This window comes from Halomonas sp. HMF6819 (genome assembly GCF_044335525.1).
Taxonomy (GTDB): Bacteria; Pseudomonadota; Gammaproteobacteria; order Pseudomonadales; family Halomonadaceae; genus Vreelandella.
This window is the reverse complement of the sequence record NZ_JBIQVY010000006.1, coordinates 39,742-57,286: the sequence shown is the minus strand read 5'-3', so window position 1 is coordinate 57,286 and position 17,545 is coordinate 39,742. Positions and strand designations below refer to the sequence as shown.

Below are 17,545 nucleotides of genomic sequence, written 5' to 3'. Positions count from 1 at the left end.
ATTACGTTCATCACTATTCGCATTTCGGCTAATACGCTTTATCGTTGCCCTGTCACCCATCGACCTATCCCCTACAACCCTATCACCCATAACCCTATTACCCGCTCCTTAGGCGCTTCTCGCAAAGTATAAGGACTGCGGGTTAGCGTCTTTTGGCCAGTACGTCGTTCACCGCGTCTAAAAACGCCACCCGGGAAGGCGCGTGGGGCGTGGTCAAAAGGCTCCCGCCGATGAACAGCAGCGTTGCGACAGCGATTCCCCAGATACCCGCCGGCAGCCCCCAAAGCGCGTTGCCGGTCGCGTACATCGTGAGCACGAACGCGCTGGTGCCCAGAATGCTCAAAAGCGCACCGAACGCCGTGCCGCGCTGCCAGAAAAAGGCGCCAACGATCGCCGGCACAACGGCCACCAGCCCTGACGAGGCGGCCACGGAGAGCACCGCTATCAAATCGAGCTGAAGCTCGGCAAACCCCAGCGCCAACAGCGCGATCACTGGCACGACGAACTTACCGACCAGCAGCTGGCGCTTTTCGCTTACATCGCTTTTCACGTGCGCATACACATCGCGCGAGAGCATCGAGGCCAGTGTCAGCATGATGGAGTCGATGGTAGAGACCGCGGCGGCCAGAATACCGACCATGACGATCACGCCCAGCAGCGGCGGAATGAAGTCGGAGCCCAACAGCGTGGGGGTGGCGAGATCGGCACGCTCGAGCCCCGGAAAGGCCGTCAGCGCGGAAAAGCCCCACAGAATGGAGACCAGGGTATAAACGAAGCCAAACACCATGAAGCCGATCAGCATCTGGCGCATGGCCGAAAGCGACGCCGGCATGAACAGCCGCTGGCTCACCTGAGGGTTGGAAAGGCTAAAGAAAAACCACGGGATACTCAGCCCTAAAAAGGTCGTCAGGCTAAAAAGCCCGGAACCGGGGACGGTCAAGGCGTCAGGGTGCTCGCGGGCAAGGGTATCGAACAGCTCGCCAAAACCGCCCAGCGCCTGAATGACCAGCAGCGCGACAAGCGTCGAGGCAACGATCATCACCAGCGCCTGCAGCGAATCGGTCCACATCACCGAGCGAATACCCGCCACGTACGCGAACAGAATTGCGATCGCGGTGGCCAGCAGCACCCCGGAGGTAAAACCGATCGCCCCGTTGGTCATGCCCTCCAGCAGGTACCCCACCCCTGCGAGCTGCACCGCGCAGTAGGGAATCAAAAAGATACAGCTGGCAATCGACATCGACAGCGCCACGGCCTTGCTGTGATAGCGAAAACCGAGCATTTCGCTGGGCGTGACGAAGCCGAACGCGCGGCCCACCGCCCAGAAACGCGGCCCGAAAATCGCCACCAGCGACACTCCGGCGAAGTAGATGATCTCGAAACCGAGCGCGCCCACGCCGCCGGCGTAGGTCAGCCCGGCAAGGCCCACCATCATGAAGGCGCTATAGGTCGTCGCGCTGTAGCTCAGCGCCGAGACGAAACCGTTCATCTGCCGGTTGCCCAAAAAGAAGCCCGACATGCTCTCTACGCCTTTTTGGCGGGAGAGAAAAGCAATCATCACCGATACCGAAAGATAAATGGCAATGGCCATCCAGATCATCGATTCAGTCACGATCGTGCTCCTTGAACGGCCGGGTCATAAAAATGTTCAGCGCAATCACGACGACCCCGGCCCCGCTCCAAAAAAGAAAGCTGCCGTACCAGGCCACCACGTTCGAAAGCAGGGTATAAGGCACCAGGTAGCAAAGAACCACTACCACCCCAACCGCCCCCATCCATTTATCCCGCGCCATGTGTCACCCCTTGTTGTTGAATTTGTTTACTCGTCATCGCTTTGGCGATTGGCCCGTAGTTTAGCGCCTCGCTCGCCTGTAAACGACGCCCATGCCGCCTACCGCTGGGTATGCGCTTAATTACGCCTGTTTAAACCGGGTATTTAAACGCTATCCTTCCAGCCAATTTGGTACTTTAATATCATTCAATCCACTGTCTTTTAATTCCAAAACATGGCAGTGACTCACAATAACGAATGGAGCTTCAGGTGCCGCCTGAGACCCCTAAAGAGCTCAACGTGGCCCCAAGACGATACCGCTGGATGAATGGATTTACGCTTTTGGAGCTATTGGTGGCCATCGCTCTTATCGCCTTGATTGCGGGCGTGGGGTTTCCCAACTTCATGCGAATGGTCGAGGTCAATCGTGTCGTGAGTGCCACCAACGAGTTCAAGACCGCGCTTAACTACGCCAGAAGCGAAGCGGTTCGGCAAAATACCAGCGTGACGCTCGACCCGCTGTCGGGCGGGTGGTCAGCCGGGTGGCAAGTCACGGCGAGCGGCCAAGCGCTGCGCCGTTGGCCACAGTCGATCAACGGACTAGAGGTAAGCGGCGTAACGGGGTCGCTGCGCTTTACGAGCCTTGGACGCTTGCGGGCTGACCGACCCGAAATCCGACATATTTCGTTTCAAGTCAGCGGTCAGGCCCGCTGTATTCGACTGGAACCCAGCGGGCTTTCTCGCGTGCAGGATGCGCCTGAGGTCTGCCCATCCCCTTGAGGCAATGCCGAGGCCGTATGAGATCGACACAGCAAGGTCTTTCGCTTTTGGAGTCACTCGTCGCCATGCTCATCATGTCGATCGGATTACTCGGCGTGGTCGCGCTGCAGACCCAAGCGCTCTCACAGCAGAGAAGCGCCTATCTGGAGACTCAAGCCACCAATATGGCTCAGGACATGATGGATCGCATTCGCGCCAACAAGGCGCAGGCCAATGAGTATCGACTGGGTACTAACCAAACGAGCGGTGGAGGCACTCTGGCGGCCAACGACAAGCAGGAATGGACACATGATCTAGCGGATGTGCTGCCTGACGGTCGCGGGCGCATCAACGTCGCCCTGCCTCGCATCGAAGTGATCGTCGAGTTCGAAGACCCCACTTCCGCCAACCGAAACCGCACGATTTCACTGGTCTCGGAGCTTTGACATGAGCCTTCCTGCACTTTTCATACTGGAACGACGTTTCAGCGAACGTGACGTGGGCCGGCAAACGGGGTTTACACTAATCGAACTCATGGTGGCGATGGTGATCGGCGTGCTGGTGGTTCTCGGCGCAACCCAGCTTTTCGTCGCCTCTCAGCAGAGTTACCGCATCACCACCGCGCTTGCCAACATGCAGGACACCGGGCGTTTCGCGCTGGAGACGATATCACGCGAGCTGCGCCAAGCGGATTTCAAGGGTGGATGCGCGGCAGGCCAAGTCACTATCAGCGTTCGAAGCCAAGCAAATACTGCAAGCCCCACTCCCGCCCCGGCGCTGCAGGGCTTTGCTTCGTTTCAAAATCTGGCCGCCTCTAACGCGCTCCAGCAGCCGCTACCCGGCTCGCAAAGCTTCTCTTTTCGCGCGGCGGGCATGCCGATTAAAGGCCGTATTGCGACGGTATCGGGTCCGCAGTTCGAGTTTCAAACCTCGCCACCGTCGGACGTTGCCTACCCCACCAGTTCACGCCTACTGCTGCTACAAAGCGCACAAAAATGCGAGCTCTTCTTAAACGCGGCGGGCCTGCCTGGCCAGTTGAAAAAAATCACGTCCGGCTGGCCCACTGGTAGCCCTCAGGCCGCCCCCTTGAACTATAGCCAAGACCAGGCCGTCACGCTGACCGCGCTGGATAGCGGCATTTACTATCTGGGCAGTGATCCGACCAACGCCAACATACCCTCGCTAATGCGTTTGGATACCAGCACAGCTACGCCACGCAGTGAAGTGCTCGCAAGTAACGTGGTCGCGCTTCGCGCGCGTTTTTTGGTAGGCGATACGTACCTGCCGGTCGAGGGGCTAAGCGTCGATCAGTGGCCAGAGGTTCTCGCCGTGCGTATCAGCCTGATCGTGCAAAGCGAGCGCGCCGGTCTGCGTCAGGAGCCAACACGCATTGCGACTGGCAACTTTCGTTTCGATCCTTTCGAAGCCAACGATGGACACCTTTATCAGGTATTCACCACCACCATCGATCTGAGGAATCGGCTGTGAAACGCGAATGCGCATACCCGGCCGGCCAGCGCGGGCTAGCGCTGGTGCTGTGCCTGATTTTTCTGGCCATCGTCACGTTGGTGAGCCTCTCATCGATGCAGGGCTCTTTGGTTCAGGGGCGCATGGCGGCCAATCAGCAGGATTATAGCGTCGCGCTTCAAGCGGCCGAAACGGCGCTGCAAGAGGCCGAGCGCATACTAAGCGAGGGAGGCAAACCCAGCAGTGAATGGATGCGCTACTCGACAAACAGCCTTGGCTCATCCAATGCGCCAACGTATCGGATGCCCCAGCAAAATGGTCAAGTCATCGGCTCGCGCGTCACCAGCCAGGGAGTAGAAAAACTCGAGGTACTTTACCGTATCGAAGCCCAGGGGTTTGGGGTTGGACGCTCAAGCGATACCAACGTCTTTCTCGAAGCCGATTATGTCCGTGTGGAGTAAATACATCATGTCCAACAACAGCGGCACACGGCTGTTCTGTAAGCTCTTGCTCGCGCTGGGAGTGAGCCTTCCTATCGTACCAACGCTGAACGAAGCCGCCCATGCTTCTTCCGAGTCGCAGCCCATCTCGGCGTCCGATAGACCGGTCAGCGGTGGCGAAGGCAGCGTGGACGAGAACTACATTCCGGCAGTTGACAAGACCGGGATCGCTAATGCCCCGCTCAACGCGGTCAGCCAAGTCGCTCCCAACGTTTTATTGATTTTGGACAACTCCGAAAGTGGCCAGGAGGGTCTGGATGGCCGCGTAGCGATCGGTACGAGCGTGGGCGACCGAGAAACGTTAGCCGCATGCCAACCCAATACGTTCAACGCTACGAGCTGTCCGGCAGGCGCACGCTCGCCGATCAGCAAATCCAGTATCATGAAACGCGTTGGGCGCGATCTGGTTGAGCGCTATCGGGGAGATATCAACCTGGGACTGATGGCCTATCAGCAAAATCCTGCCTCCCAAACTCGCGATGGCGCCTTCAACGATCGTACCGTCGTCTGGCGGCTAACCGAGCGTGCGCTGGACGCTCGTTATTCCACCAACGATGCGCCAGCCTGGTACGATCCTGATTTCGATGGTTCCTGGGATGCACCAACCAAGAGGTTCCGTACTCGCCTGCCTGGTTTGAATATTTACGCCTTCTTTAATGTTGGAACCCCAGGCTATATGTTTGAAGAGAGTTTCTCGACCGGGCTTCCCACCAGAGACGTCACCGAGTACTGGCGTAGAGTTTCTCAGCCCGGCGTGGGCGATCACCTTGCAGAGCGTTACGGCAGCTTATTCACCAGTGTCTACTCGTATCCCTCCGCCGGGGATGGCATCGCATATCGATCGCGCATTTATCCCAACTATACGCTGCCTCTGGTAGACAGCCTTCGCCAACGGGGAATACCGAACTGGGGCGCGAACACTGCTTCCATTGCGCTGAACCAATGGGAATGGCGCACAACGTCTTCGCCGGGGCTCGGCTATTTGCACGTGCCTATCGGTGGACTAAACGCGGACGGCTCGATCAATGATACCCACTGGAATCGAATTCTCACCAAACTCCAGCCTCAGCGCCACGAGTGGAGCGGTAGCGGTAATCCGATGACCGATCCCACATGGCCGCTACTGGCGACGGGCTTAACCCCCATCGAAGGTACCATGTACACGGTGAGAGACTATTTTCTGAACAACACCAGCACCGGCACGTCTTTCGGATCTGCTCAAGGGCGCCAGACGGGCATCAGAATTCCCAACATGGATAATATCGACGCTAAACAGTGCTTGGTTAACGCCAATATTTGGCTTACCGACGGTTTGCCCTCGGTAGATCGAAGCGGTCGATCGCTGGGTAACAACGTAAGCCAAGCGCTGGAGGAGGCCCAAAACGCCATTCGGCGGCTTTATAGCGATACCGCCAGCGCCCTGCCCAATCCGGTCAAAACTTACGTCGTTGGCTTCAACCTGCCACCGGACATCAGCAACCTGCCCGGCGTGCCTGCCGACCCGTTGGGAGATCTGGCTCGCGCTGGTGGCACCGAGCGCGCCTATTTTGCCAACGACGAGGCCTCACTCAACCAGGTCATGCGCCAAGTGCTGGGTCGCATTATTACCTCGTCTCAGTCGAGCACCTCTTCGGCGGTGAGTAGCGACACTTTCGATCTCCAGAGCAACAACTTGCTTTATAGCGCAGGCTTTCGAAGCGGTGATTGGTCGGGCCGGCTGATCGCCTCCACTGTGGACGATAGCGGCCTGCGTACCCAAAGCTGGAACGCGGAGGCCGAACTGGCCCGCCAAATTGGTCACCGTCGCTTGCTGACGTCGTATCAGCCCTTGGGTCAGCTACACAAGACCGGTGCCCTGCTTGGCACCTCTACCAGCGGCTTCACCCAGGCCGAGATCAACTGGTTACAGGGGTCGAACCAAACCGGGCTGCGGGTGCGCCAGTCGCTTCTGGGCGATATCATTAACGCAAGCCCTGTGGTGCTGCCGGGAAGCGACTCGCGCCCGCCGCTTCTTCTGGTCGCCGCCAACGACGGCATGCTTCACGGTTTTCACGCCAATACTGGCCGAGAGCTGTTCGCCTATTTGCCCTCCGAGCTCACCCAAGGCACCTCGCCGCCGCTTCGTGAGCTGACCCACACCGGCTATAGCCACCGTTACTTCATGGACGGCACGCCGGCCGCCCGCGAAATCACGCTGAGCAATGGCAATAAGCGCGCCATCGTGGTCGGCACCATGGGTGCCGGCGGGCGCACGGTGTTTGCCCTCGATGTCAGCAGCCCGAGCAACATGACGGCGCAAAGCGTGCTGTGGGAGTTTCGCCGCCCAGAGCTTGGCAGCGGTGTCAGTGAGCCAACGATTACGCAGCTCGTTGACGGTCGCTGGGTAGCTATTTTCGGTAACGGTTACAACAGCGCAAGCTACAAGGCCGCGCTCTACGTAGTCGATTTGCAAACGGGCCAGCTCGTGGCGCGTCTCGATACCGGCGAAGGCAGTCAAGAGATCCCCAACGGGCTCGCCACGCCTACCGTAACGGCGTGGCCCACCTTTGACGGCGGCGCGCGCTTTGCCTACGCCGGGGATTTGAACGGCAACATGTGGCGCTTTCCTCTTACCCAGAACGATCGCATCAACAAACTTTACGCTGGCGCGCGTTCTCAGCCGATCACATCGGCCCCGGCGGTGACCTTAAGCGGGAGCGCCAACAACCGCCTAATGGTGATCTTCGGTACCGGCAGCTATTTCAGACCCCAGGATGCCAACGATCAAAGCGTGCAGAAGTTGATCGGGATACGCGACCAGGTGGGTCGCGAGGTACCGGCCGCAGCGGACCAGCTCTTGACACAGCGGATCAGCGGTAGCGCCCAACAGAGCGGCTTCAACTCGCGTGCTGTGACCAACCTGGCGCGGACCGACCAACAAGGCTGGCAGATGGCGCTACCCGCAGGCGAGCGAGTGGTCGCGTCACCGGCGTTTTCGAGCGGCCTGCCCCGGCGTGTGCGCTTTTCGACCATGCGGCCGGACACGTCGAACCCCTGCGTCGGACGGCGCGAGGGCTACTTTCTATCACTTTTGGCGGATACCGGCGGCAGCGGTGGCGGAACCATTTTCGACTTAAACAGAGACGGGCGAATCGATACCGACGCCCGAATCAACGGCGATGCGATCGTTGGCTTACAGCTGGGCAGCGGCGAACGATTGACAGGCATCAAGAACCCGGTCACGGGGCTCGAAACGCTGTTTACCGGCAACCCGGATGCCGTCGGCGATGGCAGCGGCTTGATCACCGTTGAGCTCAATGACGTGCAGTTAGGACGTCGCTCTTGGCGCCAGGTAAGCGGTGAAGAACTTGAGGCGAGAGGCCTTTTCTAACCATTGTGAGAACGCACGCTCCACTGCACCAGCCGCGCAACCATTGGGCGCACGAGCAAAATGCACACGAAGGCCACCGGCATCGCGACCTGGTAGGCTTGCCAAACGCGGCCCATGAACGCGCCTTCCAAGCCGCCGTTGACGCCGGTGATCACGATCGTCATCAAAAACGCCATGATCGAGGACATGTAAAAGGCGAAGACCACGGGCGTGAACTTCGGGTGCAGCTTGCGAGCAGCCAGCAGGCGCTGTTCGGGGTAACGTTTTGAACTCATGAACAGGATCTTCGTCTATTTAATGAGCCTGCTATCTTAGCTGCCCGGCCTGTCCTGTTGAAAGCGCGTCAGGCGTAGCGCGTCGCCGCCCTCTTTTCCCGCGCGAGCCGCCCGATCCGGTAAAGATCGTTCAGGTAGAAATCCAGCTGGCCGAGCAGATGATTCACCGGCAGTAGCAAAAAGATCAGCCCCATCAGGATGGCCGGCTCGTTGAACCAGGAGAGTGCCGGCGTTTGCACCGGGTAGAGCAGCGTATAGATGCTCATGCCGCCCAAAAACTGCGCGATCAGGCTATTGATGATCACCAGCGTAATGAACAGCGCCCGCCAGTCGCGCCGGGGCAGATGAACGCGGCCCAGCGGCCCTACGCGGGCGCTTATGCGGGTGTCAAAGTGCAGATCATTGTGGCGGCGTAGTAGCGCGCGCGCAGCGTTCTCATCGTCGCTTTCGATCGCCTCACGCGCCAGCGTTTTATCGAAGTGCTCGCCCAGGGTTGCCTCGACGGCGTGATCGAAGGTTTCCGCGTGCGCATCGTCTCCCCGCACGCCTTGCCCTGCTGCCGCGTTCAGCCGCGCGAGCTTTGCGCGATTGTTCGACGAGAGCTTTTGCGCGTTGTCGAAATTGATGGCGTAGTTCACCGCGTAAAGCTGATAGAGCGTAGCGGTGACGCCGACGAAGATCAAACCGTAAACGAGTGCGATGAGCATGGGCCAGCCTATGGATGAGGGTGAAAGGAGGAAGTGAGCGTACGCACTTCATGTTTAACAGATCTACAACCATGGTCAAATGCGGCATGAAAGCGCAGGCAAGCCAGGCTACCATAGCGCCACGCACAGCGAAGGCCACAACAATCATACCGCCTGGCTGGTTATCCGGCTCATAAGGAACTTCCCCAATGCCCTCTCAAGACTCCGCGTCCCTCAACGGTGACGCCACGCATCGACCGTCTCACGCCAAAAAGTATCTGGCCGCCCTCGGCCCGGGCTTTTTGTTCGCAGGCGCGGCCATCGGCACCTCCCACGTGGTGCAGTCCACTCGCGCTGGCGCCGAATACGGCGTAGGGCTTTTGGGGTTTATTCTGCTCGCGGTGCTGTTGAAGTATCCATCGTTTTTCTTCGGCCCCTTTTACGTCAGCGTAACCGGCAAGTCGTTGGTCGAGGGGTATCGTCAGACCTTTGGCCGCTCAGTCGTGGGGCTGTTTGCGCTGGTGCAAATTCCGGTCACCGCGATCATCATCGCCGCCATTGCGATCACCACGGCGGGGCTAGCCGGCAGCATCGTGCCGCTGACGCTCACGCCGCCTTCAGTCGCGGTGATTTTGATTGCGCTGTGCGGCGTCCTCACCTACGCCGGCGGCTACCGCTTGCTGGACTGGGTCAACAAGGTATTCGTGGTGATTTTGAGCGTGACGACAGTGCTGGCCGCGATCGTCGCCCTGCCCCTGGTGGACTGGAGCTTCTATCCGGCAACCGCGGCGTCACCGCTTCTGAGTGTGGCGACCTTCGTCACCCTGGTCGCGGTGTTGGGCCTGATGCCCTCGGACATTACGCTGGCGGTCATGAACTCGCTCTGGTCCGAGGCGCGCAATAAAGCACAAGGCAAACGTAGCGACACCGCCGCCGAGAAGATCGACTTCAATATCGGCTACATCGGCGCCGGCGTTTTGGCGGCGTGCTTTGTAATCATGGGCGCCGGCGTCATGCACAGCCAAGGCGTGAGCCCCGCCAACGGCGCGGTCGGCTTTGCCAGCCAGGTAATCAGCCTTTATACCTCGACGCTTGGCGAGTGGAGCGGCGTGGTCGTGGGCATTTCCGCCTTCACCGTCATGTTGACCACGCTGTTGACCGTCCTCGATGGCTTTCCGCGCATGATCAGCGCCTCCTGGTACACCTTCACCCGCCCAGCGGGTGCGACGGAAGAGTCGCGCACGATCGAGGGCAGCCCGGCGTTTCTGATCTCGCTGATCGGGCTTTCGCTGTTCGCGGCGGTGATTCTCTATACGCTGATGGGCAACTTTCGCCTGTTCATGGACTTCGTGATGGTGGTGGCGTTTTTGTTGAGCCCGATTCTCGCCGCGCTCAACCACTTCACCGCCAACGGCGCCACCGTGCCGGTATCACTTCGCCCCTCCAAACTGATCAACGCCTGGAGCTGGCTGGCGATTGCCACGCTGACGCTCTTGTCGGTGGGCTATATCGTCGTCCAGTTCGTCATGTAAGCGCGTTTTAGGTAAGCGCCTCACGCGCGCTCATGGTGCAGGCTCGGCGGGCGGTCACGGAAGTGGGCCGCCCGCCACCGTTTTGCGAATCCCTTCGAGCACGCCGTGGCCGTCTTCGCGGCCAAGCTCCTCGTACCAGGCTTGCGTCTCGGCGGGGTTGTCGCCGTGAATCATCGCCGCCCGCTTGCGCGCGCGCGCAACGATCTCCCCGACCCGCTCGACGCGCGCCTCATCGTAGCGCTCGAGCGCTTTTACAAGCGCCGCCGCGGTGTCGTGCTCTTCGTCAAGCGCGGCGCTGACGACCTCCATCAGCACCCAGGCATCCTCCATCGCCTGACAGCCGCCCTGGCCCAGATCCGGCGCCATGCCGTGGGCCGCGTCGCCCATCAGCGCCACCCGCTTATCGGTCAGCCGCTCGAGAGGCTCGATATCGTGGATTTCGACCCGCGCCATGCGCGCCGGGTCGAACTGCTCGATCAGCGCCTGTACCGCCGGGCTCCAGCCCTTGAAATGCGCCTTGAGCTCGTCGCGATAGCGGCTCGGGTCACTTTGCGAGCCCGCCGCCATCGGCACGTCGAAAAAGCAGTAAAATTCCTGCTGCCCTTGGTCATTGCCGCCGGTCCCCATCGGCATGAGCGACACTCGCTTGCCCTCGCCCACGTACTGATCCCAGCTTTCGAGCGGCGCCAGCGTCTCGGTGGCTGCCACGCGCACGTTCCAGTTCACATAGCCCACGTACTGGCGCGCCACCCGCTGCCCAACGATTTTATCGCGAAGCCTTGAGTGGGTACCGTCGGCCACTACCAGCAGATCAGCGCTGACACGCTCGCCATCCTCCATCACTGCCGTCACGCCGTCATCATCGCTTTCGTAATCCACACAGTGACGCCCGAGCTGAATATGCTCGGCGCCCACCGCATCGAACAGCGTCTTTTGAAGCGCGGCGCGGGAAATCGGGCAGGCGCGCTGATCGACCGCTTCATAAAGCGGAGTGAGCGAGAAGTCGCTTAAAAGGTGGCCTTCGTGGCTCAGGTAGCGCATGCGGGTCATCTCCCCGCTAATGTGCTCGATGGCGCTGCCCAGCCCCAGTCGATGCATCACTTTGACACCGTTGGGCCACAGCGAAATCGCGGCCCCTACCGGGCGCATCTGTTCGACGCGCTCGAAGACCCGCACGCGGTGGCCCTGGCGCTTGAATGCCAGCGCCGCGCTCAACCCGCCCATGCCTGCACCAATAACGACAATATCCAGCGGCATACCGCCTCCTGATCAAAATGAAATTGCGTTGTGACACGACGTTACGATGCTCGTATACACAACGCGTTTCTTCGAGCCTACCGCATCCGCCGATCAAAGCGTATAGCCATACTCTGCCAGCGCCATGTCACCGGGTTCGATACCCTGGCCTTGAGCGTTACGGGCAAGAATCAGGCCAGCCGGAGGCCGTTTGACGGGCGGCGAGGGCGTAAAGCTCGTCGAACAGCCAGGCCGTGGCGGGCTCGCGCGCGTAGAGCTCGTGCTGGATCAGCGTGAGCGTCAGCGCGCCGAGTTCCGGCGGCGCCTCGACCAGGCGCACCGGCAGTAGCGCGATGAAGCGCTCGGCCATACGCCGGGGTAGTGTCATGATCGCCCCGGTGAGCGCCACGACCCTGGCCGCGGCGATATAGTTGAGGTTGCGCGAAATCACCCGCCGGCTCACGCCGTGCGCACGCAGGCAGCCGTCGATGGGGCCTGGCCCCAGCCCGCTGATGTCGGCGAGTTCGACGTGGGCCAGCGCGGCAAAATCATTAAGCGTGAGCGATGCCCCCACCCGAGTATTGTCTATCGCAGCCAAACACACCCACTCCTCGTCGAGCCACGGCGTACTCACCACCCCGGTAGGCAGCTCGACGCGGCTATCGAGCCCGACCACCATGTCGATCTGGCGACTTTTCAGGTCCTCGTCAAGCGCGTTGGGCGTGATCAGCTCGATCGAGAAGCTCAGCCCCGGCGCCTGCCCAAGCAGCCGGCTCAAAAAGGGCGGGTACAGCACCTCCTCGAAGTAGTCCGTGGTGGCCAGGGTAAAGTGGCGCGCGCTGGTCGCCGGGGCGAATGCCGCGGGTGGGGCAAGGCCCTCCTCAAGCAGGGCCAGCGCTTGGATAACGGTGGGCAAAAGCGACTCGGCCCGCGGCGTGGGCTGCATGCCTTGCTCGGTGCGCACGAAAAGCGGGTCCCCCAGGCCTTCACGCAGGCGCCGGAGCGCGTGGCTAATTGCGGGTTGGGAAAGGTGCAGTTTCAGCGCCGCCCGGGTCACGTGGCGCTCCTGCATTAACGTGACGAATACCCGGAGCAGGTTGAGATCGAAGGTTCGAGGCAGGGCCATGGCGCAGCATCATCCATGAAATGAATGACTTGATTCTAAACATTCATTTCATTCATTGCCCTATATTCTTTATCGTCGCGACTTTCCTTCCTCCTCAGGAGACGCTCGCCGGTGACCGCACACAACGCTCATGCATCCTCTATTATGCCGAGCCTCTTTGGTGATGTGATTACAAGCTTCATGAACGTGCCTCGCGCGCTCGACCCAAAAGCGAGCGATGCCGAGGTGGTCGTCAGCGGCGTCCCCTTTGATCTGGCCTGCTCTGGCCGGGCGGGCACGCGCATGGGCCCCAACGCCATTCGACAGGCCACGGCGAATCTAATCTGGGAAGGCAAGCGCTGGCCCTGGAACTTCGCCTTGGAAGAGCGCCTGAAGGTGTGCGATGCGGGCAACCTGGATTACGCCTACGGCGAGCCGGAAAGCCTGGTGGACAACCTGGAGAGCCACGCCGGGCGCTGGCTCGCCGCCGGCAAAAAGATGCTGACGCTCGGCGGCGATCACTACATCAGCCTGCCGCTTCTGCGGGCGCATGCCCGCGAGCACGGGCCGCTGGCGCTGATTCATTTTGACGCCCACACCGACACCTACGAGCAGGGCACGCGCTTTGATCACGGCACCATCTTCCACCACGCGCTCAAGGAGGGGCTGGTGGTGCCAGAGCACTCGCTGCAGATCGGCATTCGGACCAGCTATGAGCGTGACAACCACCCTTTCGAGGTGCTCGACGCCGACTGGGTCAACGACCACGGCCCGAAAGCCGTGCTCGAGAAGATCCGCGCCCGCGTCGGCCATCATCCCGCCTACGTAAGCTTGGACATCGACGGCCTCGACCCGGCGTTTGCCCCGGGTACCGGCACCCCGGTGTGCGGCGGCATGACCACCGATTTGATGCTAAAGGTAATCCGCGGCTTGGTCGGCATGGAGCTTATCGGCATGGACGTAGTGGAGGTGAACCCAGCTTATGATCACGGCGACATCACCTCGCTCGCCGCCGCCACGTTGGGGCTCGAGTTTTTGTACGTGCTGGCGGCGAGCAAAACCCACGCCTGACAAACGCGCTGGATAACGACGCCGTGACGCCTCGCGTTACGGCGTTTGCGTTTCCAGCGCCTGGCACAGATCCCCCAGAAAGTCCGCCACGCCCTTGGGCAGCACGCGCCCGGCAAGCGTTTGTACCTCGAGGGTACGCCCGCTCATTTCCCGATCGCGAATCGGCAGCGACACCAGCTCCGCCGACTCGCCTAAATGGCGAATCGAGACGTCGCCGATCAGCGTGATACCGCCCTGACACATCGCGAAGTGCACGAGCGTGGTGACGAAGTTGCTGGTCATCACCGGCTCGATCAAGAGCCCCTGGCGGCTGCAGCTAACGTTGAAGAGCTGGCGGATGGTGGTGTTCTCGGTGGGAAGCGCCAGATCGAAACTACCCAGCTGCGCAAGCGACACCTGCTTTTTGCCGGCGAGCGGATGCGCGCGGTGCATGACCGCGTGAATAGGCGCCATGACGCGCTTTTCCACCTTGATATTCTTCTCCGGCGACGGCGAGATCGTCAGTCCGATATCGACAAGCCCCTCGCACACCCGCTGAATCACGTCCGTCGAGGACGTCACCGTGACGTCGAAATGAATACCGTGGTGTTTTTCGCGATAGAGGCTGATCACGTGAGGCAGAAGATAGCTCGCCAGCCCCTCGATGCTGGCGATGCGTACCGTACCTCGCTGAATGCCCTCGAGCCCGGTGATCTCCTCGATCACCCGGGCGGCGTCCAAACGCGCCTTGCGCGCGTGAGCGGCCAAAAGCTCACCGGAGGGGCTCAGGCGCATACCGGAGGGGTGGCGCTCGAAGAGCTGGCTTTCAAGCTCCGACTCGAGACGCGCAATCTGGCGACTGACCGCCGAGGGCGCAACGTGCAGCGCCTGAGACGCCTTGTTGATCGACCCGTGGCGAACGATTTCCAGAAAATAGCGCAGCGCGGGGTCGATCAAAAGCCGTTCGTTCATCGAAGTTCTCGCTTTGAAGGTGGCGTGGGTATTGCCGTAAAGGCAATACCGCTTTCGAAAAATACCGTTAACGTGATGACTTTTGCCAGCGCTAGTATCGAGTCAGAAGCAAATCGACGAGGCGCACACCAATAACAAGCGCCGGTTTGCCGACCATTCACGTGGTGATCGCCAGCCGCTAATAATATCAATGGAGAGTGCGATGAATACGATGCTATCGAACCGTTTCCCGAAAAAGACGCTGCTAACCGCGCTTGGCATGGCCAGCGCCCTATCCTTTACCGCCCAGGCGAGTGCCGAGGCGACCATAAGCGCCGTCATGCACTCGGCGCTTAGAGCGCTGGACCCGGTATCGAGCAGCGCGACCATTGCCCGTAACCACGGCTACATGATCTACGACACCCTGGTAGGGCTGAACGCGGATCTCGAGCCACAGCCGCAGATGGCGGATTGGGAGGTCTCCGATGACGGCCTCACCTACACCTTCACCCTGCGCGAGGGGCTTACCTGGCACGACGGCAGCCCCGTCACCGCGGCGGACTGCATCGCCTCGCTCGAGCGCTGGGGCAGCTTCGATCCGGGCGGCGCGCTGATTTTCGATCACCTGGAAAGTCTAACGGCGCTGGACGACGACCGCTTCGAGCTCACACTCGCTACCGAGCTTGGCGACGTGATCGGCCTTTTGGCCAAGCCCTCGGCGGTAGCAGCGTTCATGATGCCCGAGGCGGTCGCTTCGATCGAGCCGGGCCAGCCGCTGCCCAACCAGATCGGCTCCGGGCCGTTTCGCTTCGTGAGCGATGCCTTCCAGCCCGGCGTCAAGGCGGTATACGAACGCTTCGACGAGTACGTGCCGCGCGACGAGGCGCCTTCCGGCACCGCGGGCAGCAAGGAAGTGTTCGTCGACCGGGTGGAGTGGATCCACATGCCGGACGTGCAGACCATGGTCAACGCGATCAACAGCGGCGATATCGACTACATCGAGCGCACGCCGTTTGATCTGCTGCCGCTTTTGGAGAGCAACCCCGAGATCACCGCCGAGGTGCTCGACCCGCTGGGCATGCTCACCCTTGCGCGCATGAACTTCCTACACCCTCCCTTCGATGACGAACGCATCCGCCGCGCCGCGCTTCTGGCCATCGGCCAGGACGACGTCATGGCCGCACTGGTCGGCGACCCGCGCTTTTACGAGACCTGCGCCTCGGTCTTTGGCTGCGACACGGCGCTCTCTTCTGAGGCCGGGGGCGAGTCGCTCAAAAATGGCGGCGATCTCGACCAGGCCCGCGCGCTACTCGAAGAGGCGGGCTATGACGATACCCCCATCGTGCTGCTCCAGCCGTCTGACGTGGCGACTCTGACGCCGCAGCCGGTGGTCGTGGCCCAAGCGCTTCGCAACGCCGGCTTCAACGTCGAGCTTCGCCAGATGGACTGGCAGACCTTGGTTAGCCAGCGCGCCAGTCGCGACGCCTCGAGCGACGGCGGCTGGGACATGATCTTCACCAACTTTGGTGTGGACAGCATCTGGTCGCCTACCATCAACCCGCTGCTGATCAGTACCGGCGAAGAGAGCAGCTGGTTCGGCTGGCCCACCGACCCGGAAATGGAACAACTGCGCGATGAGTTCGCGCTGGCCACCGACGAGGCGCAGCGCCAGGCGCTGGCAGAAGAGGTACAGCGCCGCGCGATGGAGCAGGCCACTTTCGTGCCGCTGGGCCAATTCCAGAACGTGATCTCTTGGCGCGACGAGCTCAGCGATGTCGTCGCCGGCCCCATCCCGGTGTTCTGGGGTATGCACAAGGCCGAATGATCTGCCGCCCCCGCCTGCAGGCGGGGGGGTCTGCCTGCCCACGTTCGAGGAATTCCCCATGCTTAGTTACTTCATTCGCCGACTGCTGGCGGCCATTCCCGTAATGCTGGTCGTCGCGCTTAGCGTCTTTCTTCTGTTGCGCCTGGCACCTGGCGACCCGGCGGTGATCATCGCCGGCGACATGGCAAGCCCCGCCCAGGTAGAGAGCATTCGCGCCGCGCTCGGGCTCGACCAGCCGATCCATACCCAGTTTTTCATCTGGCTGGGCAACATGCTGCACGGCGATTTCGGCACCTCGCTGATCTCGCAGACCTCGGTGCTTTCGATGATCACCCAGCGCCTGGCCCCGACCATCAGCTTGGCGGTGGCGGCGATCGTCTTCACCGTACTGATCTCGGTGCCACTGGGGGTCATCGCCGCCTGGCGCCAGGGCAGCTGGATCGACAATCTGGTGATGTCGGTGTCAGTGGTCGGCTTCTCGGTGCCGGTGTTCGTTATCGGCTACATCGTCATTCAGATTTTCGCCATTAACCTGGGGTGGCTGCCGGTGCAGGGCTATCGCAGCCTCGAACATGGATTCGGCGAGTTCGCCAGCCGGCTGGTGCTGCCGGCGCTGACGCTGTCGTCGGTGTATATCGCGCTGATCGCGCGCATGACGCGCGCCAGCATGCTCGAAGTGCTCAAGGAGGACTATATTCGCACCGCCCGCGCCAAGGGTCTGGGTGAGCGGCTGGTGCTGTTTCGCCACGCGCTGAGAAACGCCGGGGTGCCGATTCTGACCGTTATCGGCACCGGCTTCGCGCTGATGGTTTCCGGCGTAGTGGTCACCGAAAGCGTGTTCAATATTCCCGGGCTCGGGCGCTTGATCATCGATGCCGTGCTGGCGCGGGACTACCCCGTCATTCAAGCCATCATCCTGCTCACCGCCGGGCTTTACGTGCTGATCAATCTGTTGATCGATCTCTCCTACGCCGTGACCGACCCGAGGATCCGCTACTGATGACCACAAACACCTATC

At 60.9% G+C, this 17,545-nt stretch carries 16 protein-coding genes; 9 read left to right on the top strand and 7 right to left on the bottom strand.

The window, feature by feature from the left end; all coding sequences use genetic code 11:
- Positions 1–142: 142 nt before the first annotated feature.
- Both ACGLWX_RS15705 and ACGLWX_RS15700 read right to left on the bottom strand, forming a co-directional pair.
- Complete coding sequence (locus ACGLWX_RS15705) at positions 143–1,612, bottom strand: sodium:solute symporter family protein (protein WP_396241138.1); 1,470 nt, start codon at positions 1,610–1,612, stop codon at positions 143–145.
- Positions 1,605–1,793: a hypothetical protein gene (locus ACGLWX_RS15700; protein WP_252108320.1), complete on the bottom strand. Its 189-nt coding sequence runs from the start codon at positions 1,791–1,793 to the stop codon at positions 1,605–1,607. The genes ACGLWX_RS15705 and ACGLWX_RS15700 overlap by 8 nt, the downstream gene beginning before the upstream one ends.
- Before the next feature lie 278 nt (positions 1,794–2,071).
- Between ACGLWX_RS15700 and ACGLWX_RS15695 the strand changes: the two genes are divergently transcribed.
- Genes ACGLWX_RS15695 through ACGLWX_RS15675 form a run of 5 tightly spaced genes read left to right on the top strand, consistent with a single transcriptional unit; the run spans position 2,072 to position 7,867 of the window.
- Positions 2,072–2,551, top strand: a complete 480-nt coding sequence (locus ACGLWX_RS15695; RefSeq protein WP_252108319.1) for a GspH/FimT family pseudopilin — start codon at positions 2,072–2,074, stop codon at positions 2,549–2,551.
- A 17-nt stretch (positions 2,552–2,568) separates the two neighbouring features.
- Entirely contained in the window at positions 2,569–2,976 is a 408-nt protein-coding gene (gene pilV / locus ACGLWX_RS15690; RefSeq protein ID WP_252108318.1) for a type IV pilus modification protein PilV, read from the top strand.
- A gap of 1 nt (position 2,977) precedes the next feature.
- Entirely contained in the window at positions 2,978–4,018 is a 1,041-nt protein-coding gene (locus tag ACGLWX_RS15685; RefSeq protein ID WP_252108317.1) for a PilW family protein, read from the top strand.
- Positions 4,015–4,458: a PilX N-terminal domain-containing pilus assembly protein gene (locus ACGLWX_RS15680; protein WP_252108316.1), complete on the top strand. Its 444-nt coding sequence runs from the start codon at positions 4,015–4,017 to the stop codon at positions 4,456–4,458. The genes ACGLWX_RS15685 and ACGLWX_RS15680 overlap by 4 nt, the downstream gene beginning before the upstream one ends.
- A gap of 7 nt (positions 4,459–4,465) precedes the next feature.
- Positions 4,466–7,867, top strand: coding sequence for a pilus assembly protein (locus tag ACGLWX_RS15675; RefSeq protein ID WP_252108315.1), 3,402 nt, complete (start codon positions 4,466–4,468; stop codon positions 7,865–7,867).
- On the opposite strand, the gene ACGLWX_RS15670 is transcribed toward ACGLWX_RS15675, so the two are convergent.
- Positions 7,864–8,142, bottom strand: coding sequence for a DUF2798 domain-containing protein (locus tag ACGLWX_RS15670; protein WP_396241136.1), 279 nt, complete (start codon positions 8,140–8,142; stop codon positions 7,864–7,866). The genes ACGLWX_RS15675 and ACGLWX_RS15670 overlap by 4 nt on opposite strands.
- A 68-nt stretch (positions 8,143–8,210) precedes the next feature.
- Positions 8,211–8,849 (bottom strand): hypothetical protein, encoded by a 639-nt coding sequence (locus ACGLWX_RS15665; protein ID WP_396241134.1) that lies wholly within the window; start codon positions 8,847–8,849, stop codon positions 8,211–8,213.
- 188 nt (positions 8,850–9,037) lie between these two features.
- Between ACGLWX_RS15665 and ACGLWX_RS15660 the strand changes: the two genes are divergently transcribed.
- A complete protein-coding gene (locus ACGLWX_RS15660) occupies positions 9,038–10,360 on the top strand; it encodes an NRAMP family divalent metal transporter (RefSeq protein WP_396241132.1) in 1,323 nt (440 codons plus the stop codon).
- A gap of 54 nt (positions 10,361–10,414) precedes the next feature.
- On the opposite strand, the gene hpxO is transcribed toward ACGLWX_RS15660, so the two are convergent.
- Both hpxO and ACGLWX_RS15650 read right to left on the bottom strand, forming a co-directional pair.
- On the bottom strand, positions 10,415–11,617 hold the full coding sequence (gene hpxO / locus ACGLWX_RS15655) for an FAD-dependent urate hydroxylase HpxO (RefSeq protein ID WP_396241130.1): 1,203 nt from the start codon (positions 11,615–11,617) through the stop codon (positions 10,415–10,417).
- Between the two features lie 157 nt (positions 11,618–11,774).
- Positions 11,775–12,722, bottom strand: coding sequence for a LysR family transcriptional regulator (locus ACGLWX_RS15650; RefSeq protein WP_396241128.1), 948 nt, complete (start codon positions 12,720–12,722; stop codon positions 11,775–11,777).
- Between the two features lie 144 nt (positions 12,723–12,866).
- Here ACGLWX_RS15650 and speB point away from each other — a divergent pair, with 144 nt between their 5' ends.
- A complete protein-coding gene (gene speB / locus ACGLWX_RS15645) occupies positions 12,867–13,772 on the top strand; it encodes an agmatinase (protein ID WP_396241271.1) in 906 nt (301 codons plus the stop codon).
- A 36-nt stretch (positions 13,773–13,808) separates the two neighbouring features.
- Here speB and ACGLWX_RS15640 read toward each other — a convergent pair whose 3' ends face one another.
- Complete coding sequence (locus ACGLWX_RS15640; RefSeq protein ID WP_396241126.1) at positions 13,809–14,723, bottom strand: LysR substrate-binding domain-containing protein; 915 nt, start codon at positions 14,721–14,723, stop codon at positions 13,809–13,811.
- 202 nt (positions 14,724–14,925) lie between these two features.
- Between ACGLWX_RS15640 and ACGLWX_RS15635 the strand changes: the two genes are divergently transcribed.
- Positions 14,926–16,527, top strand: a complete 1,602-nt coding sequence (locus ACGLWX_RS15635; protein WP_396241124.1) for an ABC transporter substrate-binding protein — start codon at positions 14,926–14,928, stop codon at positions 16,525–16,527.
- A gap of 58 nt (positions 16,528–16,585) precedes the next feature.
- On the top strand, positions 16,586–17,527 hold the full coding sequence (locus tag ACGLWX_RS15630; RefSeq protein ID WP_396241122.1) for an ABC transporter permease: 942 nt from the start codon (positions 16,586–16,588) through the stop codon (positions 17,525–17,527).
- The last annotated feature ends 18 nt before the right edge of the window (positions 17,528–17,545 follow it).